The organism is Streptomyces sp. NBC_00459, assembly GCF_036013955.1.
GTDB lineage: Bacteria > Actinomycetota > Actinomycetes > Streptomycetales > Streptomycetaceae > Streptomyces.
The window spans coordinates 4065294-4085506 of the sequence record NZ_CP107903.1 but is presented as its reverse complement, the minus strand read 5'-3'; the positions used below and the strand labels follow the sequence as shown (position 1 = coordinate 4085506).

General features: G+C 65.3%; 15 protein-coding genes and 3 rRNA genes. 13 read left to right on the top strand and 5 right to left on the bottom strand.

Annotation, left to right across the window (positions count from 1 at the left end):
* Nucleotides 1-15: 15 nt before the first annotated feature.
* Nucleotides 16-1065: a tryptophan--tRNA ligase gene (gene trpS, locus OHN74_RS17825; protein WP_327695531.1), complete on the bottom strand. Its 1050-nt coding sequence runs from the start codon at nt 1063-1065 to the stop codon at nt 16-18.
* A gap of 835 nt (nt 1066-1900) precedes the next feature.
* On the opposite strand from trpS, the gene OHN74_RS17820 reads away from it, so the two are divergent.
* The 7 genes from OHN74_RS17820 to OHN74_RS17790 all read left to right on the top strand — a co-directional run bounded on the left by OHN74_RS17820 (nt 1901) and on the right by OHN74_RS17790 (nt 11118).
* Nucleotides 1901-3427, top strand: a 16S ribosomal RNA gene (locus OHN74_RS17820).
* Nucleotides 3428-3749: 322 nt separating this feature from the next.
* Nucleotides 3750-6873: ribosomal RNA gene (locus tag OHN74_RS17815) — 23S ribosomal RNA — on the top strand.
* Between the two features lie 95 nt (nt 6874-6968).
* Nucleotides 6969-7085: ribosomal RNA gene (gene rrf / locus OHN74_RS17810) — 5S ribosomal RNA — on the top strand.
* The 16S, 23S and 5S rRNA genes sit together here, the layout of an rRNA operon.
* An 85-nt stretch (nt 7086-7170) precedes the next feature.
* Nucleotides 7171-7815 carry an HAD family hydrolase gene (locus tag OHN74_RS17805; RefSeq protein WP_327695530.1) on the top strand — a complete coding sequence of 215 codons (645 nt, stop codon included), beginning with the start codon at nt 7171-7173 and terminating at the stop codon, nt 7813-7815.
* A gap of 92 nt (nt 7816-7907) precedes the next feature.
* Nucleotides 7908-8651, top strand: a complete 744-nt coding sequence (locus tag OHN74_RS17800) for a VC0807 family protein (protein ID WP_327695529.1) — start codon at nt 7908-7910, stop codon at nt 8649-8651.
* Between the two features lie 93 nt (nt 8652-8744).
* Nucleotides 8745-9992, top strand: a complete 1248-nt coding sequence (locus tag OHN74_RS17795) for an MFS transporter (protein ID WP_327695528.1) — start codon at nt 8745-8747, stop codon at nt 9990-9992.
* Nucleotides 9943-11118, top strand: coding sequence for an acetoin utilization protein AcuC (locus OHN74_RS17790; RefSeq protein ID WP_327695527.1), 1176 nt, complete (start codon nt 9943-9945; stop codon nt 11116-11118). The genes OHN74_RS17795 and OHN74_RS17790 overlap by 50 nt, the downstream gene beginning before the upstream one ends.
* A gap of 99 nt (nt 11119-11217) precedes the next feature.
* Here the strand turns inward: OHN74_RS17790 and OHN74_RS17785 are convergent, their stop codons facing one another.
* A complete protein-coding gene (locus tag OHN74_RS17785; protein WP_327695526.1) occupies nt 11218-11652 on the bottom strand; it encodes a spore-associated protein A in 435 nt (144 codons plus the stop codon).
* 218 nt (nt 11653-11870) lie between these two features.
* On the opposite strand from OHN74_RS17785, the gene OHN74_RS17780 reads away from it, so the two are divergent.
* From OHN74_RS17780 to OHN74_RS17760, 5 genes are all read left to right on the top strand, one after another.
* Nucleotides 11871-12686, top strand: a complete 816-nt coding sequence (locus OHN74_RS17780; RefSeq protein WP_327695525.1) for a phosphatase — start codon at nt 11871-11873, stop codon at nt 12684-12686.
* A gap of 141 nt (nt 12687-12827) precedes the next feature.
* On the top strand, nt 12828-13040 hold the full coding sequence (locus OHN74_RS17775) for a helix-turn-helix domain-containing protein (protein ID WP_004984898.1): 213 nt from the start codon (nt 12828-12830) through the stop codon (nt 13038-13040).
* Between the two features lie 182 nt (nt 13041-13222).
* A complete protein-coding gene (locus OHN74_RS17770) occupies nt 13223-13321 on the top strand; it encodes a 30S ribosomal protein bS22 (protein WP_003948845.1) in 99 nt (32 codons plus the stop codon).
* A 268-nt stretch (nt 13322-13589) separates the two neighbouring features.
* Nucleotides 13590-14687, top strand: a complete 1098-nt coding sequence (locus OHN74_RS17765) for an NAD-dependent epimerase/dehydratase family protein (protein WP_327695524.1) — start codon at nt 13590-13592, stop codon at nt 14685-14687.
* 48 nt (nt 14688-14735) lie between these two features.
* Complete coding sequence (locus OHN74_RS17760) at nt 14736-15833, top strand: lysophospholipid acyltransferase family protein (RefSeq protein WP_327695523.1); 1098 nt, start codon at nt 14736-14738, stop codon at nt 15831-15833.
* A gap of 85 nt (nt 15834-15918) precedes the next feature.
* On the opposite strand, the gene OHN74_RS17755 is transcribed toward OHN74_RS17760, so the two are convergent.
* The 3 genes from OHN74_RS17755 to OHN74_RS17745 form a co-directional block, all read right to left on the bottom strand.
* On the bottom strand, nt 15919-17229 hold the full coding sequence (locus OHN74_RS17755; protein WP_327695522.1) for a DUF5667 domain-containing protein: 1311 nt from the start codon (nt 17227-17229) through the stop codon (nt 15919-15921).
* A gap of 370 nt (nt 17230-17599) precedes the next feature.
* On the bottom strand, nt 17600-18370 hold the full coding sequence (locus OHN74_RS17750; protein WP_327695521.1) for an ECF subfamily RNA polymerase sigma factor, BldN family: 771 nt from the start codon (nt 18368-18370) through the stop codon (nt 17600-17602).
* A 331-nt stretch (nt 18371-18701) separates the two neighbouring features.
* Nucleotides 18702-19646, bottom strand: a complete 945-nt coding sequence (locus OHN74_RS17745) for an HAD family hydrolase (RefSeq protein ID WP_327695520.1) — start codon at nt 19644-19646, stop codon at nt 18702-18704.
* 148 nt (nt 19647-19794) lie between these two features.
* On the opposite strand from OHN74_RS17745, the gene OHN74_RS17740 reads away from it, so the two are divergent.
* On the top strand, nt 19795-20070 hold the full coding sequence (locus OHN74_RS17740; protein WP_327695519.1) for a glutaredoxin family protein: 276 nt from the start codon (nt 19795-19797) through the stop codon (nt 20068-20070).
* Nucleotides 20071-20213: the final 143 nt, after the last annotated feature.

The window sequence follows — 20213 nt, the reverse complement described above, 5'->3', positions numbered from 1 at the left end:
CGGCCGCCACCGCGCCTACCGGCCCATGTTCACCACCGCCACGGACTCGGTCACGGCCTCCGCCTCGGAGGCCGCAGGCAGCAGCCCGATCGCACGGTAGGCGGCATCAACGGTCGGCCGAGCCATCGCCCGCGCTCTCTCCGCCCCGTCCCGCAGCACGCCCTCCACAAACGCGGGATCCGCACACAACTCCCTGTGCCGATCCCGCAGGGGCCCGAGAGCCTCGACCACGGCCTCCGCGACGTCCTTCTTCAAATCCCCGTACGACTGATACACACCACCCAGCTCCGACGGTTCCCCACCCGTACAGGCCGCCAGAATCTCCAGCAGATTCGCGACCCCGGGCCGCCCCTCCGGGTCGTACTCGACATCCCGCCCGCTGTCGGTCACGGCACGCATGATCTTCTTCCGCACCACATCGGGCTCATCGAGCAGATAGACGATCCCGGGCCCGACGTCCTCGCTCTTCCCCATCTTCGACGCCGGGTCCTGCAGATTCATGACCCGCGCGCCCACCGCCGGACGCGTGGCCCTCGGCACCACGAACGTATGCCCGTACCGCTGGTTGAACCGCACCGCCAGATCCCGGGTCAGCTCGACATGCTGCGTCTGATCGTCCCCGACCGGCACCTCATCGGCCCCGTACGCCAGGATGTCCGCCGCCATCAGCACGGGATACGTCAGCAACGACAGCCGCACACTCCCACCCCGCGCCCGCTCCCGGGCCGCCTTCTCCCTGTACTGGATCATCCGCCGCATCTCCCCGTCGGACGCGACGCACTCCAGCACGTACGACAGCCGCGTGTGCTCATCCACATGACTCTGTACGAAGACGGTGCACAGCTCCGGGTCGAGCCCCGAAGCCAGCAGCAGCGTGGCCGCCTGCCGACTGAGCCGCCGCACGCGCGCGGGATCGTGGTCCACGGTCAGCGCGTGCAGATCGACGATGCAGAACAGGGAGTCAGCCCGGTGCTGGTCCACCGCGGCCCACCGCCGCATGGCCCCCAGGTAGTTCCCCAGTGTCAGATGCCCGGTCGGCTTGATCCCACTGAAGACCCGCGTCATCTCTTCTCCACCTCCTGGTCGAGACCACCGCACCCGGCCGGCCGACCCCCTGGAGGGAGAAACAACAACGGCCGCCGAGGCGGCGGCCGTTGGGTACATACGTGAGTACGGCCGCCGTCAGGCGACCCACCACTGCTGGGTGCACGTATGCGTAGTCACATCCACGAGACTACGCCGCCAGTGCCCCCTCCGACACCGAGTTGACACTCCCTAGGCCCATACGTAGTGTTCTCCGAGTTGTTCGACGTGAGCGCCGACCCCGGTCGGTCCCCGGACAGCCATTCCACAGGTACCGAGCAACGGTCGACGAGCTGTCGTCGCGCCGCTGGCATGTCATTGGCATGCGTATTTGTGAAATGAGGAATCCGCGTTCGAAAGGGCACACCCCCCGATTGGCTCGGGAGGCAGGGAATCCGCTAAAGTCTCACTCGTCGGAACGGCCCAACAGCCGGGAAGACAAGCCCCGCTGACTGGGAATCAGGCCCGAAAGGATCTGATAGAGTCGGAGTCGCCGGAAAGGGAAACGCGAAAGCGGGATCCTGGAAAGCACCGAGGAAATCGGATACGGAAACGGTCTGGTAGAGTCGGAAGCGCAAGACCGAAGGGAAACTGCCCGGAGGAAAGCCCGAGAGGGTGAGTACGAAGGAAGCGTCCGTTCCTTGAGAACTCAACAGCGTGCCAAAAATCAACGCCAAGTTTGTTGATACCCCGTCTCTCCCGTTCGGGAGGACGAGGTTCCTTTGAAGCAGTAAACACAGCGAGGACGCTGTGAACGGTCGGGCTTATTCCGCTTGACTGTTCCGCTCTCGTGGTGTGACCCGATTACGGGTTGACATTCACGGAGAGTTTGATCCTGGCTCAGGACGAACGCTGGCGGCGTGCTTAACACATGCAAGTCGAACGATGAAGCCTTTCGGGGTGGATTAGTGGCGAACGGGTGAGTAACACGTGGGCAATCTGCCCTTCACTCTGGGACAAGCCCTGGAAACGGGGTCTAATACCGGATAATACTCCTGCAGGCATCTGTGGGGGTTAAAAGCTCCGGCGGTGAAGGATGAGCCCGCGGCCTATCAGCTTGTTGGTGAGGTAGTGGCTCACCAAGGCGACGACGGGTAGCCGGCCTGAGAGGGCGACCGGCCACACTGGGACTGAGACACGGCCCAGACTCCTACGGGAGGCAGCAGTGGGGAATATTGCACAATGGGCGAAAGCCTGATGCAGCGACGCCGCGTGAGGGATGACGGCCTTCGGGTTGTAAACCTCTTTCAGCAGGGAAGAAGCGAAAGTGACGGTACCTGCAGAAGAAGCGCCGGCTAACTACGTGCCAGCAGCCGCGGTAATACGTAGGGCGCAAGCGTTGTCCGGAATTATTGGGCGTAAAGAGCTCGTAGGCGGTCTGTCGCGTCGGATGTGAAAGCCCGGGGCTTAACCCCGGGTCTGCATTCGATACGGGCAGACTAGAGTGTGGTAGGGGAGATCGGAATTCCTGGTGTAGCGGTGAAATGCGCAGATATCAGGAGGAACACCGGTGGCGAAGGCGGATCTCTGGGCCATTACTGACGCTGAGGAGCGAAAGCGTGGGGAGCGAACAGGATTAGATACCCTGGTAGTCCACGCCGTAAACGGTGGGAACTAGGTGTTGGCGACATTCCACGTCGTCGGTGCCGCAGCTAACGCATTAAGTTCCCCGCCTGGGGAGTACGGCCGCAAGGCTAAAACTCAAAGGAATTGACGGGGGCCCGCACAAGCAGCGGAGCATGTGGCTTAATTCGACGCAACGCGAAGAACCTTACCAAGGCTTGACATACACCGGAAACGGCCAGAGATGGTCGCCCCCTTGTGGTCGGTGTACAGGTGGTGCATGGCTGTCGTCAGCTCGTGTCGTGAGATGTTGGGTTAAGTCCCGCAACGAGCGCAACCCTTGTTCTGTGTTGCCAGCATGCCCTTCGGGGTGATGGGGACTCACAGGAGACTGCCGGGGTCAACTCGGAGGAAGGTGGGGACGACGTCAAGTCATCATGCCCCTTATGTCTTGGGCTGCACACGTGCTACAATGGCCGGTACAATGAGCTGCGATGCCGTGAGGCGGAGCGAATCTCAAAAAGCCGGTCTCAGTTCGGATTGGGGTCTGCAACTCGACCCCATGAAGTCGGAGTTGCTAGTAATCGCAGATCAGCATTGCTGCGGTGAATACGTTCCCGGGCCTTGTACACACCGCCCGTCACGTCACGAAAGTCGGTAACACCCGAAGCCGGTGGCCCAACCCCTCACGGGGAGGGAGCTGTCGAAGGTGGGACTGGCGATTGGGACGAAGTCGTAACAAGGTAGCCGTACCGGAAGGTGCGGCTGGATCACCTCCTTTCTAAGGAGCATTTCTTACCAGGAGCCTTCGGGTTGCTGGTCAGAGGCCAGTACATCGGCGAATGTCCGGTGCTGGTTGCTCATGGGTGGAACGTTGATTATTCGGCCGGGTTCACGGGTCGGAGGCTTGTAAGTACTGCTCTCGCAAGAGGGCGTGGAAAGCATGATCTCCGGGCGGGACATGGTCGGGCACGCTGTTGGGTGTCTGAGGGTACGGCTGTGAAGCCGCCTTCAGTGCCGGCCCCAGTGAACTCGCCCGTGAGGGTGGGGTGGTGGGTGGTTGGTCGTTGTTTGAGAACTGCACAGTGGACGCGAGCATCTGTGGCCAAGTTTTTAAGGGCGCACGGTGGATGCCTTGGCACCAGGAACCGATGAAGGACGTGGGAGGCCACGATAGTCCCCGGGGAGTCGTCAACCAGGCTTTGATCCGGGGGTTTCCGAATGGGGAAACCCGGCAGTCGTCATGGGCTGTCACCCACATCTGAACACATAGGGTGTGTGGAGGGAACGCGGGGAAGTGAAACATCTCAGTACCCGCAGGAAGAGAAAACAACCGTGATTCCGGGAGTAGTGGCGAGCGAAACCGGATGAGGCCAAACCGTATGCGTGTGAGACCCGGCAGGGGTTGCGTATACGGGGTTGTGGGATCTCTCTTTCATGGTCTGCCGGCCGTGAGACGAGTCAGAAACCGTTGGTGTAGGCGAAGGACATGCGAAAGGTCCGGCGTAGAGGGTAAGACCCCCGTAGTCGAAACATCAACGGCTCGTTTGAGAGACACCCAAGTAGCACGGGGCCCGAGAAATCCCGTGTGAATCTGGCGGGACCACCCGTTAAGCCTAAATATTCCCTGGTGACCGATAGCGGATAGTACCGTGAGGGAATGGTGAAAAGTACCGCGGGAGCGGAGTGAAATAGTACCTGAAACCGTGTGCCTACAAGCCGTGGGAGCGTCGCTGTATCTGCTTGCACATACAGTCGTGACTGCGTGCCTTTTGAAGAATGAGCCTGCGAGTTTGCGGTGTGTTGCGAGGTTAACCCGTGTGGGGAAGCCGTAGCGAAAGCGAGTCCGAATAGGGCGATTCAGTAGCGCGCTCAAGACCCGAAGCGGAGTGATCTAGCCATGGGCAGGTTGAAGCGGAGGTAAGACTTCGTGGAGGACCGAACCCACCAGGGTTGAAAACCTGGGGGATGACCTGTGGTTAGGGGTGAAAGGCCAATCAAACTCCGTGATAGCTGGTTCTCCCCGAAATGCATTTAGGTGCAGCGTCGTGTGTTTCTTGCCGGAGGTAGAGCACTGGATAGGCGATGGGCCCTACCGGGTTACTGACCTTAGCCAAACTCCGAATGCCGGTAAGTGAGAGCACGGCAGTGAGACTGTGGGGGATAAGCTCCATGGTCGAGAGGGAAACAGCCCAGAGCATCGACTAAGGCCCCTAAGCGTACGCTAAGTGGGAAAGGATGTGGAGTCGCACAGACAACCAGGAGGTTGGCTTAGAAGCAGCCACCCTTGAAAGAGTGCGTAATAGCTCACTGGTCTAGTGATTCCGCGCCGACAATGTAGCGGGGCTCAAGCGTACCGCCGAAGTCGTGTCATTCCAGCACATACGCCCAACGGCGGCTGGGATGGGTAGGGGAGCGTCGTGTGCCGGGTGAAGCTGCAGCGGAAGCTAGTGGTGGACGGTTCACGAGTGAGAATGCAGGCATGAGTAGCGATACACACGTGGGAAACGTGTGCGCCGATTGACTAAGGGTTCCTGGGTCAAGCTGATCTGCCCAGGGTAAGTCGGGACCTAAGGCGAGGCCGACAGGCGTAGTCGATGGATAACCGGTTGATATTCCGGTACCCGCTGTGAAGCGTCAAACATTGAACCAGGCGATGCTAAGTCCGTGAAGCCGCCCCGGAGCCTTCGGGCAAGGGGGAGTGGTGGAGCCGACGGACCAGACCTGCAGTAGGTGAGTGATGGGGTGACGCAGGAAGGTAGTCCATCCCGGGCGGTGGTTGTCCCGGGGTAAGGGTGTAGGCCGTGTGATAGGTAAATCCGTCACACATTAGGGCTGAGACCTGATGCCGAGCCGATTGTGGTGAAGTGGATGATCCTATGCTGTCGAGAAAAGCCTCTAGCGAGTTTCATGGCGGCCCGTACCCTAAACCGACTCAGGTGGTCAGGTAGAGAATACCGAGGCGTTCGGGTGAACTATGGTTAAGGAACTCGGCAAAATGCCCCCGTAACTTCGGGAGAAGGGGGGCCATCACTGGTGAGGAGACTTGCTCTCCGAGCTGGGGGTGGCCGCAGAGACCAGCGAGAAGCGACTGTTTACTAAAAACACAGGTCCGTGCGAAGCCGTAAGGCGATGTATACGGACTGACGCCTGCCCGGTGCTGGAACGTTAAGGGGACCGGTTAGTCACATTTCGGTGTGGCGAAGCTGAGAACTTAAGCGCCAGTAAACGGCGGTGGTAACTATAACCATCCTAAGGTAGCGAAATTCCTTGTCGGGTAAGTTCCGACCTGCACGAATGGCGTAACGACTTCTCGACTGTCTCAACCATAGGCCCGGTGAAATTGCACTACGAGTAAAGATGCTCGTTTCGCGCAGCAGGACGGAAAGACCCCGGGACCTTTACTATAGTTTGATATTGGTGTTCGGTTCGGCTTGTGTAGGATAGCTGGGAGACTGTGAAGCGGGCACGCCAGTGTTTGTGGAGTCGTCGTTGAAATACCAGTCTGGTCGTGCTGGATGTCTAACCTGGGTCCGTGATCCGGATCAGGGACAGTGTCTGATGGGTAGTTTAACTGGGGCGGTTGCCTCCTAAAGAGTAACGGAGGCGCCCAAAGGTTCCCTCAGCCTGGTTGGCAATCAGGTGTTGAGTGTAAGTGCACAAGGGAGCTTGACTGTGAGACCGACGGGTCGAGCAGGGACGAAAGTCGGGACTAGTGATCCGGCGGTGGCTTGTGGAAGCGCCGTCGCTCAACGGATAAAAGGTACCCCGGGGATAACAGGCTGATCTTCCCCAAGAGTCCATATCGACGGGATGGTTTGGCACCTCGATGTCGGCTCGTCGCATCCTGGGGCTGGAGTCGGTCCCAAGGGTTGGGCTGTTCGCCCATTAAAGCGGTACGCGAGCTGGGTTTAGAACGTCGTGAGACAGTTCGGTCCCTATCCGCTGCGCGCGCAGGAACATTGAGAAGGGCTGTCCCTAGTACGAGAGGACCGGGACGGACGAACCTCTGGTGTGCCAGTTGTCCTGCCAAGGGCATGGCTGGTTGGCTACGTTCGGGAGGGATAACCGCTGAAAGCATCTAAGCGGGAAGCCTGCTTCGAGATGAGTGTTCCCACCCACTAGATGGGGTAAGGCTCCCAGTAGACGACTGGGTTGATAGGCCAGATCTGGAAGCCCGGTAACGGGTGGAGGTGACTGGTACTAATAGGCCGAGGGCTTGTCCTCAGTTGCTCGCGTCCACTGTGTTGGTTCTGAAACCACGAACAACCCCATGCCCGGGGCCACCGGGTGTGGTGCGGTTGATATGTGTTTCACCGTGTTTCGGTGGTCATAGCGTGAGGGAAACGCCCGGTTACATTCCGAACCCGGAAGCTAAGCCTCACAGCGCCGATGGTACTGCAGGGGGGACCCTGTGGGAGAGTAGGACACCGCCGAACAAATATTGCGAAAAGCCCTGTACCGGGTTCACCGGTACAGGGCTTTTCTGCGTTTCAGAGTCGTCCGGTCATTTAGGGTCCAGTTATGCGCTACGACCTCGTCATCTTCGACAACGACGGTGTTCTCGTCGACAGTGAGTCGATTTCCAACACGCTTCTGGCCGCCTATCTCACCGAGCTCGGGCATCCGACCTCCTATGAGGACTCCCTCCGTGACTACATGGGGTCCGCCATGCACCGCGTACACGATCTGGTGGAGGAGCGGAGTGGGCGGCGGTTGCCGGACGACTTCGATGACGTCTTTCACGGGCGGGTGTTCGCTGCCTTCGAGCGGGAGCTGAAGCCGGTGGCCGGCGTGGTCGACGTACTGGAGAAGTTGAGGGCTGACGGAGTGCCGTACTGCGTGGCCTCCTCCGGGAGTCATGAGCGGATTCGGGTGGGGCATCGGACTACCGGGCTTGAGCGGTGGTTCGACGCCGGGCGGGTTTTCAGTGCCCAGGATGTGGGGCGGGGGAAGCCGGCGCCGGATCTGTTTCTCCATGCGGCGGAGCGCATGGGAGTGGCGGCTGACCGGTGTGTGGTGGTGGAGGACAGTCCGCTGGGGGTGCGGGCCGCTGTTGCCGCCGGGATGGACGTGCTGGGGTTCACCGCCATGACCCCTGCCGAGCGGCTGGTCGGGGCCACTCAACTCTTCGGCAGTATGGGCGAGTTGGCTGAGCTGGTCGTTTGAGGTTGGGCACGGGCGGCGGCTGACAATTGTCATCCCCGGATCTGGACGATCGTTTCTGTTGGCGGGGGCGGGGTGACCGCGAGGCTTGAGGCATGACAACAGTGATGACGAACTCGGCCGCCCTTCGCCGGAGCCTTCTGCCCTTGGTCCTCGATGTGGCGGTTCCCGTCGGGTCGTACTACGTGTTCAGGGACGGGCTCGGGATGAGTGCCGTCGCCGCACTCGGGTGGAGCAGTGCCGTTCCCGCGGTGCGGACCGGGTGGAGCGTGGTGCGGGGGCGGACGGTCAACGCGATGGCCGCGCTCATCCTCGCGGTCAATGTCGTGGGCGTGCTGCTCAGTTTTGTCGCCGGGGACGCTCGGCTGATGCTCCTGAAGGACAGCGGGGTCAGCAGTGTCGTCGGAATCGGAGTGCTGGTGTCGGTCCGCCTGGGACGGCCGATGATGACCGAGGGGATGAAGCCGTTCCTCATCAGGGGGGACGCCGAGCGCGACGCCGCCTGGCAGCGGTTGGCCGCCGGGTCCATGCCGTTCCGGCGGGCCGAGCGGACCTTCTCGGTGGTGTGGGGCGTTGCTCTGCTGGGGGAGTGCGTCGCGCGGATCGTGGGGGTGTACGTCCTCCCCGTCGACACCATGGTCTGGCTCGGCACCCTCGTGATGGTCGGGGCGATGCTGGGGGCCGTTCTCGTCGGCGGTGCGCTTGCCGTTGATCCCATGAAGGGGATGCTCCGCGATGAGGTCGCTCGGTATCGCGATCGTGGCAGCGACGCCGGCGTGGCTGGAATTGGCGCCGATTTCGGTACCCGTTGTGATGTGGTGATTACTCAACGTGCCTAGCGGGGTGTTGTTTCTGGGTGAGATCAAAGGTGAGCGGAATTCATCTTCCTGAGCATCTACCCACGAGTAAGCCGGGGCCCTACGCTCGCCGCCATGACAGATGTGCTGCGGCGCGGCAGGGCCTCGCTGGCGTTCAGCTTTTTCGCCCAGGGCGCCGCCTTCGCGCTGCTCGTGACACGGATCCCGGCCATTCAGGACCGGTACGGTATTTCCGACGCGCTGCTGCCCCTCTTCCTCGCCGCAGTGCCGGTGCTGGCCGGGGTCGGCAGTGTGTGCGCCGAGCAGTTGGTGAAGAGGGTGCCGCCCAGCCTCGTACTGAGGTGGTCGCAGCCCGTCGTACTCCTGGCGTTGCTCGGTGTCGGCGCCGGGGACCATGTGGCCGAGGTCGCGGTGGCGCTGGGGGCGTTCGGGCTGGCCGTCGGTGGGCTCGACGCCTCGATGAACATGCTCGGGGTGAGTCTGCAGCGGGCGTACGGGCGCAGCATCATGCTCGGGTTCCATGCGGCGTTCAGCCTGGGCGGGATCATCGGGGCCTCGCTGGCCTGGGTGGGTGCGCACTGGCATCTCGACCTCTTCGTGTCCTACCTGCCGGTGGTGGCCGTGATGTTGCCGCTCGCGCTGGTCGGAAGCCGGTGGTACGTCGATGCGCGGGACGGGGGCGGGGACGAGTCGAAGTCCGACTCGGTGCCGGGTGAGGCGCTCGGTGGAGGGGCCGGCTCTGGCGGTCTCGTCTTCAGGATGCTGCTGCCGCTGTGTCTGGTGATGACGTTCGCCTACATCGGGGACTCGACGGTCTCCAACTGGAGTGCGAAGTATCTGAAGGACGTGCTCGGGAGTTCGGAGCAGCTCGCCACCGTCCCGTACAACGTGTACATGGTCACCACGCTCATCGGGCGGACCATCGGGGACATCGGGGTGCGGAGGTTCGGGGCCGTGGCCGTAGTGCGGGCGGGGGCGCTGGTGGCGGCGCTCGGGTTCGGCGTGGTGGCCGTGGCGCCCGGGGCGTGGGTCGGGATGCTCGGGTTCACGTTGCTGGGGCTCGGGTTGTGTGTGATCGTGCCGCAGACCTTCGCCGCTGCCGGGCGGTTGTTCCCCGGGGCGTCGGATGCCGCCGTCGCGCGGCTCAACATCTTCAACTATGTGGGCTTCCTGGTCGGTTCGCCTCTGGTGGGGGCGCTGGGTGATCTGTGGAGCTACCGGGGGGCGATGCTCGTCCCGATGGTGTTGGTCCTGGTGACGTTGAGGTACGCGGGGTCGTTCGATCCTGGACCCGCCGGATACGGTGACGGGCATGAGCGGGCGCGCACAGCTGATGTGGGACGAGGCAGTAACGGGGTATGACTTCGGTCCGGACCACCCGATGGATCCGGTCCGGCTAGCCCTGACCCGGCGACTCGTCGACGCCTTCGGGCTCGACCGGGAAGTGGACGTGGTCTCGGCGAAGCCCGCCGGGGAGTCGACCCTGCGGCTGGTGCACCGTGAGGACTACATCGAGGCGGTCAAGGCGGCCTCCGCCGATCCGGGGGCGGCCGACCAGTCGTACGGGCTGGGGACCGTCGACGATCCCGCCTTCGCCGGGATGCACGAGGTGTCCGCGTTGATCGCCGGGCAGTCGGTGGGAGCCGCCGAGGCGGTGTGGCGCGGGGAGGCGCTGCACGCCGTCAACTTCGCGGGTGGCCTGCATCACGCGATGCCCGGGGGCGCGTCCGGGTTCTGCATCTACAACGACGCCTCGTTGGCCATCGCCCGGCTTCTGGAGCTGGGGGCCGAGCGGGTCGCTTACGTGGATGTGGACGTGCATCACGGGGACGGCGTCCAGGCGGCGTTCTGGGAGGACCCGCGGGTTCTGACGATCTCGCTGCACGAGCATCCGCGCACGCTGTTCCCGCAGACCGGGTGGCCCGAGGAGACCGGGGCGGCGGGCCCGGCGGAGGGAAGCGCGGCCAACGTCGCGCTGCCGGCCGGGACCGGGGACGCCGGGTGGCTGCGGGCCTTCCACGCGGTCGTGCCCGAGCTGATCGCCGACTTCCGGCCGCAGGTGATCGTCACCCAGCACGGGGCCGACACCCACTTCGAGGATCCGCTCGCGCATCTCGCCGTGTCGTTGGACGCGCAGCGGGCGGTGCAGGTCGCCTGTCACGACCTCGCGCACGAGTACGCCGACGGGAAGTGGATCGCCCTGGGCGGCGGCGGATACGCGGTGGTGGAGGTCGTACCTCGGTCCTGGACGCACCTGGTGGCGATCGCGGCGGGGCGGGCTGTCGAGCCCACGGCCGTGATCCCGGAGGGGTGGCGGCAGGAAGTGTTCGCGCGTACGCGGCAGTTGGCGCCCGCGCGGATGACGGACGGGCGGTGGCCGGTGTCCTACGCCGACTGGGAGTCGGGCTACGACCCCGCCGACCGGTTGGACCAGGCGGTCATCGCGGCACGCAAGGCGGTTTTCCCGTTGCGGGGGTTGCTGGCGTAGGTGGTGACGCCGGCTGTGGGTGCGCGGGGAGCCGACCCCGGCAGCCCTGGTCGCGGGCTCGGTGCCGGGGTCGATTCCTGTGCGGGACGCGCGCCGACGTCAGTTGCAGACGCCCGTGCCGGACCCCTGGACGCCGTTGATCGCGCCGAACCACTGGACGCAGTAGCCACGGGACGGGTAGTACACCGGGCCCGCGTAACTGAGGTACCTGTCGGCGTCCTGGACCGAGGTGGTCTCGTGGTCGGCGATGACATTGAGCTCGATGCGGATCTGGGTGCGGGGGCCGGTCGAGTTGCGGAGGGTCACCGCGCAGGTCTTGCCCTCGGCCTCGCTCCACGTCACGTAGATCCGGCCGACGCTGCCGACCGCCGTGGTGGCGACGGTCTTGTAGCCGGGGCCACAGAGGTCCTCGGCCCTCGAGTTCGACGCGGCGGACGCCGGCGCCGCGGTGGCGAACAGGCCGCCGAGGGCGGCGAGAGCGGTGACGGACGCGAGAGCGGCGGTGGTGGTGCTTCGGCGACGGGACAGCTTCATGGTGTTCCCCCTGTGATGACGGTCAACTGGCGCTCGGTGCGCACATGTTCTGAGACGGGAGAACCGCCGGAAGGGTTCTGGGTGTCTCGTCACTGTTCCGTCATGAGTGTCACCAGTGTCACGGCGGCCGTGAGTGAGAGGTGTGCGATTACGCCAACTGTGGGGTGTTCCCCGCATATTGGGCATCCGGGGCGGGTGGCTGCGCCACCATCGTTGACGTGTTGAGTGCCGGGGCGTTGCGTGCCCATCTCCTGGCCGCCCGTCTCGCCGGGCCCGTGGCCACCTCGCGGGAGGAGAGTCTGCGGAGTTATCGGCTTTTCGCCGCCCGTGATCCCCGGGTACTGATCGGACTCGATCCCGAATGGACTTGGCGGCAACGGGATCTGCTCGGGCTGATGGCCGACAAATGTGGGGTTTCGGCCGATCCGCAGTGCACCTCCGGATGTGATGTGATCGATCCGGAACGGACACTCGTGGCCCTCGATGCCTTCGCCGAGCGACTCTCCGCAGCCGTGCGACGCCGGGCTCCCGTACTTCTGGGGACCGGTCACCCGCACCGACTGCTCGGTTTCTACGCCGCGCTGGCGGACGCTCTGTCGGCGGCGGGATGTGCTGTCCTCACCCCGGCGCAGGGTAGCTCTGTCGACATAACGACCCGGTTCGGTCTACGCACGTACAACCTTGACTACGTACGAGGAGTCGCGCTCGTACGGGAACCGGGTGCTGGGGCCGCCGGGCGTGAGCCGGGCGCACACACGCACTCTCCCCTCCCGGTTCGGACGGCTCTGGCGGCCGCCGCCGAAGCCGGCGGGAGGCTCCCGGAGCTGGTGATCGGGGACCACGGATGGGTCTGCGGTGCAGGTCAACTGGGGTTCGAGGCCATTGGGCTGGCCGATACGGACGATCCCGCGCTCTTCGTCGGTGAGGCCGAGGGGCGCGTGTCCGTCGTCGTTCCACTTGATGACGCCGTGCGGTCTGATTACTACCGGCCGCTTACCCGCTACGTACTCAATCGAGCGTGTCTGTCACAGTAGGCCTGTGATGGGCATGCGATGGGTGCACCTCTTCCCCACTCGCATCACCCGCCCCTACATTGGGGAGTGAGCACGCAGCGACGAAGAGTCACCGGAAGGGGAAGCCGGTGGCCAGTCGAGTGCGGAAGGTTCAGGTGTGTCATGGCTGCAGCTGGCGAGAGGCCTCTGAACGAGGTTCAGTTCCTAACCGTGGCGGAAGTCGCCTCGGTGATGCGAGTGTCCAAGATGACCGTGTACCGATTGGTGCACAGCGGTCATCTGCCCGCGATCCGGGTGGGGCGGTCCTTCCGCGTCCCCGAGCAAGCGGTTCACGAGTACCTCCGCGAGAGCTATGTGGGGGTGGAGACAGCCTGACGGCGGTCGAGGGGGGCGGATGGGGACCCTCAAGGCTTTACCGGGTCCCCCCTGATCTCGTCTGATCTCCTCGATCGCCCTCGATTACGACCTCAGCGCTCGGACGGGTAGGCTGGCCCCTTGTAGGTCGTATGGGCCCATGGCGCCCAACGCCGAGTGATGAGAAGTGAGCGAGGGTAGTCGTGGGCTCTGTTATCAAGAAGCGGCGCAAGCGGATGGCCAAGAAGAAGCACCGCAAGCTGCTGAAGCGCACGCGCGTTCAGCGTCGCAACAAGAAGTAGTCGGTCCGATCGCGAGATCGGGACCGCCACTTCTCCGCGACGCTGCGAGAGCGCGAGCGTGAGTGTGAAGGCTGTGGCCCCCCACCGGTTTCCGGTGGGGGGCCACAGTCGTACTAGCTTGTGTGTACGACTGTGTGGCACATGGCTTGGTCTGATCGTATGTTCGGCATCCTCGTGACTTCATGCATCGGGCGGTCATCACAGCGCAACAACAACCCGCTAGGTTGGGCTGCACACGGGAAACACGGCTGGAAGGAAGGCGCTGATCTTGGGCAAGGTCGTGCTCGTGACCGGAGTGGCCCGTCAACTGGGGGGCCGGTTCGTACGACGGATCCAGCGTGACCCCCAGGTGGACCGGGTCATCGCGGTGGACGCGGTTCCCCCCGAGCACCATCTGGGCGGCGCCGACTTCATCCAGGCCGACATCCGGCAGCCCACCATCGCGCGGGTGCTCGCCGAGACGAACGCCGACACGGTCGTGCACCTGGACGTGACGGGCATCGCGCTGGGCACTGGCAGCCGGGTCACGGTCAAGGAGACCAACGTCATCGGCACCATGCAGCTGCTGGGTGCCTGTCAGAAGTCGCCCGCCGTGAAGCGGCTGGTCGTGAAGTCCAGTACGAACGTGTACGGCTCCGCGCCCCGGGATCCGGCGGTGTTCACCGAGACCACGTCGCCCAAGTCGCTGCCCAGCGGCGGCTTCGCCAAGGACGCGGTGGAGGTCGAGGGGTATGTGCGCGGGTTCGCGCGGCGCCGGCCCGACGTCGCCGTGGCTGTGCTGCGCTTCGCCAACATCCTGGGGCCGACGGCGGATTCGCCGCTCGCCCAGTACTTCGCGATGCCGGTCCTGCCGACCGTGTTCGGCTACGACCCCCGGCTCCAGTTCGTGCACGAGGACGACGTGATCGAGGTCCTGCGCCTCGCCTCGCACGAACCGGAGCGCGGAACGCTCAACAGCGGCACGTTCAACATCGCCGGCGACGGAGTCCTGCTGCTCTCGCAGTGCTCCCGGCGGCTCGGCCGTCCCACCATGCCGCTGCTGCTGCCCGCGGTCACCTGGGCCGGCTCACTGGTGCGTACGCTGGGCGTGACGGACTTCTCGCCCGAGCAGATCCGGCTGCTCACACACGGCCGGGTCGTGGCGACGAACCAGATGCGCGAGACTCTGGGCTATCAGCCGAAGTTCACGACCGCCGAGACGTTCGAGGACTTCGCGCGCGTCCGCGGTCCCGGTCTACTGCCGCCGGCGGCCCTCGCGCGGGTCGTCGACCGGATCGCCGCGCTGCCCTTCGTACCCTTCGCGGGCGGCGCCGCCCGCGACACGACCACCACCACAACTGTCACGACAGCTGGCGAAGCGACCTGACGGCGACAGCTCACCGACGCAGAGCGCCAACCGAGGAGCGCATCAACGATGGCGGATGCCAAGGTCATTCCGTTCGACGACGACAGGTCCCGCGCGGGCGCCGTCCCGCGGCCGTCGCGCCGCCGGAGCGCGGGCAGCGGCCGACGCAAAGGCGAATCGGCGGTGGTTCGCGAGGTCCAGCCCCTGCCGGGACGAGCCCGCCCGCAGGATGATGTTCAGGTGACACGAGAGCAACAGCCGCCCCAGGAGTCCCAGGACCAGCCCGGGCACCAGTCCCCGTCGCCCGCCTCCGACAGCGGTGGCATCGGCGGCCTTGAACGGCGTATCGCGGGCGGCCTGTCCTTCCTGCGGCGCCGGCTCACCGGGGACTACGAGGTCGACGACTTCGGCTACGACGCCGAACTCACCGACCAGGTTCTGATGTCTCTGGTGCGCCCGCTGTACGAGAAGTACTTCCGGGTCGAGGTCAAGGGCATCGAGAACATCCCGGCCGAGGGTGGCGCCCTGATCGTCGCCAACCACTCCGGGACGCTGCCGCTGGACGGCGTGATGATGCAGGTCGCCGTGCACGACAACCATCCGGCGGGCCGCCATCTCCGGCTGCTCGCGGCGGACCTGGTCTTCATGCTCCCGGTGGTCAACGAGCTGGCCCGCAAGGCCGGTCACACCCTGGCCTGTGCGGAGGACGCGGAACGGCTCCTGGGGCGCGGTGAACTGGTCGGTGTGATGCCGGAGGGCTTCAAGGGCATCGGCAAGCCGTTCAGCGAGCGGTACAAGCTGCAGCGTTTCGGGCGGGGTGGCTTCGTGTCGACGGCCCTGCGGCAGGGCGCGCCGATCATCCCGTGCTCGATCGTCGGGGCCGAGGAGATCTACCCGATGATCGGCAACGCGAAGACGCTGGCCCGGGTGCTTGGCTTCCCGTACTTCCCGATCACGCCGACCTTCCCGTTGCTGGGTCCGCTGGGCGCGATCCCGCTCCCCACGAAGTGGACGATCCAGTTCGGTGAGCCGATCCGCACGGACGGCTATTCACCGGAGGCGGCCGAGGACCCGATGTTGATGTTCAATCTGACGGACCAGGTCAGGGAACAGATCCAGCACACCCTGTACAAGTTGCTGGTGCAGCGGCGGTCGGTCTTCTTCTGACGCCGGTTCGTCTTCGGCCAGTGCTTGTACGTCGGTGGGGCGCCCTTCCTGCGAAGGGCGCCCCACCGACGTACAAGGGACTGCTCTAGCTCGCGTCCTCGCTGTCGATGCCCAGGCCGGGCAGGAGGCCCGGGAGGAGCGGCGGGAGCGTGACGTCGGGCTCGGTGATGGACGGGGTTGTCGTCGACGGGGACGCCGTGCCGCTGTTCTGCGGCGGGTCGAGGAGGTCCCCGGTGTTGCCGCCGAGGAGGCCGTCGCTGCCGGCGCCGGAGGCGGACGGCTTGGGGTTGCCGCTGCTGGAGCCGCGCCCGTCCGTGGAGTCGCCGCCGGTGTTGCTGGGCGCGGCCGACCGGTCGGAACCGGACGAGCTGGTGCTCGACCCCGGTCCGGAGCCCTGCCGTTGATCCCCGTTGTCGCCCCTTCCGCTTCCGCCGCTCGGGGAAGGAGGCTTCGGGAGCAGGGACTGGAGGGGGGCGACCTCTTGGTCTATGGCGTCGAAGACCGACGACACCTCCTGGCTCACATCCCCGAGTTGTACGGGAAGGCGGTCGCGCAGAGCGCCCCATGCCTCGCGGTGGGAGCGGGAGAAGGTGTCCAGGGCCTGGATGGGGCCCAGGGAGTCGGGGTCGCGCTGGTAGGCCTCGTGCAGCAGACGGTGGCCCTCCGAGACGTCGTGCCGCATACCGGAGAGGGCACGGCGGATCTCGCCGAGCGACTCGTGGTCGAGCTGACCGGCGCGGTCGCGCTCCATCAGCCGGCGGGCCTCGTTGAGCCGCGTCGAGGCCTGGTCGAGGTAGACCTGACCGCGTTCGCTGTCGCCGTCGGCCAGGTAGTTGAGCTTGATGTCCTCGATGCCGCGCTTGAGGCCGTACAGCGAGTCACCGGGCAGGGCGTCGGAACTGGCAGCGGCGACACCGCCGAAGGCTCCGGCGGCCACACCCACGCTGAGTCCGCCGGCGGCGAGACCCTTCGTCAGCCGTGTACGGGGTCGCAACTTCCCCAGCCCGCTCGCCCGGTGAGCGCCCTTGGCCCGGGAGCGCTGCTCGGGCACCAAAGGGTTCGCCGCCTCGCCTCCCGGCACCGTGCCGTCCCGCAGCATGGCCTCCATCGCGGCCACCAGCTGGGCCCGGTGGACGACCTTGACCGCGGGGTCGAGCACTGGCTTGGGCAGCTCGCCGAGACCGGTCGCGAGGGCCACCAGTCGGTTCGGTTCGGTCCGTTCCGCCCGGTGGTCCGCCTGGTGGTCCGCCCGTTCCGCGGCAGCCGGGGCCGGTTCCGGTGCGGTGTCCGGTGCCGGTCCTTCGGGCTGCTCGGCCGCCGAGTCCCGGTCGGACAGCTCCTCCAGGGCCTGGGCGAAGGCGTTCGCCCGCCGGTGCGCCGAAACGTTCGCGATCACTGGCGGCACCTCCTCTCGTCATGACGGTCGGCTCCCCAGGGGGTCCTGAGGGTTGCACATCCCTGACCACATCCACTCGATCGGGTGATCGGAGACGGCCAGGGAGTGACCACAGGGAGCCTGTATCCCGCACAACGAGTGGCGCGGCACTTGGGTTACGGACGGCGGATGATCGGACCGCGAACTCAACGGACTTTCACGGAAGGTGAGTTGGCGGTCGCTGAGTGTGCGGTCCCTGGGCGGGTGAAACAGGCCGAGTCCGCAGTGCGGTCCGGGGAGCGGCGTGGGTCTGCGCCCGGTGGATCTTCGGGCGCGGGTGCGGCGCGGGGGTGTGCCGGTGTGGGCGTGCGCGGAGTACCTCGTACGGTGCTCAGCGCGCGTCTTCCGGGAGGAGCCGGGCGAGTGTGCGGACGGCGCGGTACTGGAGGGTCTTGATGGCACCCTCGTTCTTGCCCATCACGCGCGCGGTCTCGGCGACGGACAGCCCCTGGAGGAAGCGCAGTGTCACGCACTCCTGCTGCTGGGGGTTGAGGCGTTTCACGGCGTCGAGGAGAGCGGCGTTCGAGAGGGACTCCAGGACGGAGTCCTCCGGTGAACGCTCGACCTCGTTGGCGTCCAGCATCTCGCCCGTGGTCACTTCGAGTCGGAAACGGCTGGACTTGAAGTGGTCGGCGACGAGGTTGCGGGCGATGGTGACGAGCCAGGCGCCGAAGTCACGGCCCTGCCAGGTGAAGGTTCCGATGCGGCGCAGGGCGCGCAGGAACGTCTCGCTCGTCAGGTCCTCCGCGGTGGCCTTTCCGCCCACCCGGTAGTAGATGTACCGGTACACAGTGTCGCTGTACTGGTCGTAGAGGCGGCCGAAGGCGTCGGCCTCACCGGCCTGGGCACGCTCGACAAGGTCCATCATGCGGGCGCTGTCACTGTCCGCGGCGGGGCGGCGAGGAGCGGCGGCGCCGGCCGCGCGTCCTCGTCTGCCGACCGCGGCGGTTCCGTCGGCCAGTGCGTAGCACGGGCCGAGTGGTGCGGCGGTGGCGAATGCGGGTGCGGCGTACGCGGTGGGGACGAAGCCGCGCAACAGGTCTAGGACCGTTGCGCGCAGCGTAGCCAGGCCCGAGGCGTCAACCCCGACGTGTGGGTACACGGGACTCCCAGAGGCAGAGCTTCCATCACGTGCAGTGCGGGACCTTTCACCCGTCGTAGCGACGGAGGGGTACCGGTTTGCGTCTGAGGAGAATAACGCTTCGTACAGGCACTGCTACACCCGGTTGCTCAAATCATCGATTACGTCGCTTCTGTTACCTATTGGCGCCCGTTCAAGTGCCGCAAAGTGACAGGTTGTTGATCGATTGAGGCCGAGTTGAGCTCCGCTCAGGGCGTGTTGTGGCTGTGTACGGCCAACGGGACTGGTGGAGGGGTTACGGGGGTAATCCGGGGCGAATGATTGTTTCTCGGCCCTGAAGGGGTCTCGGGGGTCAGCGGCGGCGGCGGTGGAGGGCGATGGCTGCCGCTGTGCCGCCGGCCACCGCTCCTACGCCGGCTGCCGCCGGGATGCCGACCTTCGCCGCCTTGCGGGCGGTGCGGTAGTCCCGCAGACGCCAGTCCAGTTGGCGGGCGTGTTTGCGGAGCTTGGCGTCCGGGTTGATCGCGTAGGGGTGGCCCACCAGGGAGAGCATGGGGATGTCGTTGTGCGAGTCGCTGTACGCCGCGCAACGGGTCAGGTCCAGGTCCTCCGCCGTCGCCAGGGCGCGTACCGCCTCCGCCTTGGCCGGGCCGTGCAAGGGTTCGCCCACCAGCTTGCCCGTGTATACGCCGTCCACCGACTCCGCGACCGTGCCCAGGGCGCCGGTGAGGCCGAGGCGGCGGGCGATGACCGTGGCGATCTCCACCGGGGCCGCCGTCACCAGCCACACCTTCTGGCCCGCGTCCAGGTGTGCCTGGGCCAGCGCGCGCGTGCCCGGCCAGATGCGTTCGGCCATGTACTCGTCGTAGATCTCCTCGCCGATCGACATCAGTTCGGCGACACGGTGGCCCTTGACGATGGAGAGGGCGGAGTCCCGGGCGTCCTGCATGTGCTCGGGGTCCTCGATGCCGGCCAGCCTGAACCACGCCTGCTGCCAGGCGAATCGGTAGAGATCGCGGGACTCGAAGAACTTCCGTTTGTACAGGCCCCGGCCGAAGTGGAAGATCGCGGCGCCTTGCATCACGGTGTTGTCGAGGTCGAAGAAGGCGGCGGCCCTGACGTCACCGAGTACGGGGAACGCCGGTTCTTCGGCGTCGCCCGACAGTTCCGGCGCGGACGTCAGTTCCTCCAGCTCCTGGGAGGATTTGCGCGCTGCCTCCGCAGAGGCCTCGCCTGCCAACACGCTCCGCGCCGTGGCGGAGCGCCTACGGGGAGTGAGCCATCCGAGAGCGGCCATGGCGTGAGCATAGCCAGTTTGTTCGGTGCTTCCGGAGTCGAGAGGTTTGGAGGTTGTGAACTCTCCGCGACCGCACAGTTAAAGGACCGGTCCGGGTCCCGCTCCGGGAGGCCGGACAGCTCCCTGGCCGGGGCGGGACAATGGGCGCATGAGTCCCCTCTTTCGGCGCAGCGACCGTCGTACGCCACAGTCCCGGCTCGTCACTCTGATCCGGAAGCCCGGTTGTCATTTGTGTGATGACGCACAGGGAGTTGTCGAGAAGGTGTGTGCCGATCTCGGGGTGCCGTGGGAACAGAAGGACATCACTCAGGACGAAGAACTCAACCGTGAGTACTGGGAACAGATCCCTGTCGTGCTCATCGACGGCGCCCAGCACACGTTCTGGCGTGTCAGCGAAGAACGTCTTCGCAAAGCCCTCACATAGATTCCCGATGGATTACCGAGTGGTCGAGTTCTGACCAAGTGCTGACCGGGCAGTCCAAGTGGTCCGGAAAGTCGCCTAGGATCGAGTGCGGTTCAGATCTCGGGGGCGGGATTCATGAGGAGTGTGTGAGGTTTTGCCCCCGA